1 protein-coding gene is annotated in these 1439 nt (G+C 31.9%); it reads left to right on the plus strand.

Features of this window, described 5'->3' with window-relative positions:
* Positions 1–1094, plus strand: a protein-coding gene (locus DDF78_RS11575) for an IS3 family transposase (RefSeq protein ID WP_152587880.1) whose coding sequence is annotated in 2 segments (ribosomal slippage) — positions 1–223 and positions 223–1094 — 1095 coding nt annotated over the 2 segments. Because the reading frame shifts where the segments join, the coding sequence is not laid out codon by codon here. This gene is flagged as partial in the annotation.
* Positions 1095–1439 lie beyond the last annotated feature (345 nt).

Raw genomic sequence — 1439 nt, forward strand, 5'->3', positions numbered from 1 at the left:
TCTAAAGCAGCAGGATTTTCAACAAAAGAAATTATGAAAGAATTAAATATTAGAAATAGAACACAAGTGAAAACTTGGTGGCGATGGTATCGAAATGGGGAAAGTTATAGATTTTCACAACATGTGGGTAAACAATATACCTACGGTAAAGGAATAGAAGAGCTGTCAGAAGTAGAACAATTAAAATTAGAAAATAAGAGAAAAGATATAGAATTGAATATTTTAAAAAAGTACAAGGAATTGGAAAGGAAGTGGTACCAAAAGTAATTGTAGAATTAGTTAATCAATTAAAGCATAAGTATTCAATCAAAATGATACTTGATGTTTTAGAAATACCTAAATCGACATACTATAGATGGAAACACAAGAACAATGAAAAAGATAAAGTGACTCAAAAGATTATTGAATTATGTGAAGAAAATAATTTCACCTACGGTTATCGCAAAATTACAGCGTTGATTAATCAATTGTATTCAGCATCAATTAATCATAAAAGAGTTCAGCGAATCATGCGAGAGTATAATCTGAACTGCCGAGTTAGGCCTAAAAAATCTAAAAAAATTGGCAAACCTTATTATAAAACAGAGAATTTATTACAAAGACAGTTTAAAGATAACCAACCAATGGAAGTATTAACAACTGATATTACTTATTTACCTTTCGGTAACTCTATGTTGTATTTATCTTCAATTATGGATGTTTATAACGGAGAAATTGTGGCGTATAAAATAGATGATAAACAAGACCAAAATTTAGTTAATGATACATTAAATCAAATCGATATACCTGAGGGTTGTATATTACATAGTGATCAAGGCAGCGTTTATACATCTTATGCTTATTATCAATTGAGCGAAGAAAAAGGCATTATCAGAAGTATGTCCCGAAAGGGAACACCAGCTGATAACGCCCCTATAGAAAGTTTCCATTCCTCGCTAAAGTGTGAAGCTTTCTACATAAACAATGAGCTCAATAGCTCTAACCAAATTGTAATAGATATTGTCGAAAATTACATTAAAAACTATAATAATAATCGAATTCAACAAAAACTAGGCTACTTAGCTCCCATAAAATATAAGGAATTAGCAGCCTAGAACAAAGTGTTTTTATTAAGTTCCCATTCTAAGGGTTCAGTGCCTAATTCACCTAAGGTTTGTTTATTTATATTTGTATAGTTATTTTTCAAAATAGTAGCGGTCTTTCAGATCAAAGTTGGCTCATTTATCAATTGATTTATTCAACATAATAAACACCACCGCTATTTAAATTATATATTATAATCTTTTCAGTGTAATATTGGCAGTGATTTGGGCCGACTCCTGCGGGAAGACCACTAGCCGAAGACTACAGGCTAAGGCAGTGACCGCGGAAAGCGTGCACAAAAAACTGCCACCAAAGTCTGTGCTGACCCCTTTACGGATTAGCTCACTTATATCTAT

It is taken from the genome of Bifidobacterium tibiigranuli, from assembly GCF_009371885.1.
Taxonomy (GTDB): Bacteria; Actinomycetota; Actinomycetes; order Actinomycetales; family Bifidobacteriaceae; genus Bifidobacterium; species Bifidobacterium tibiigranuli.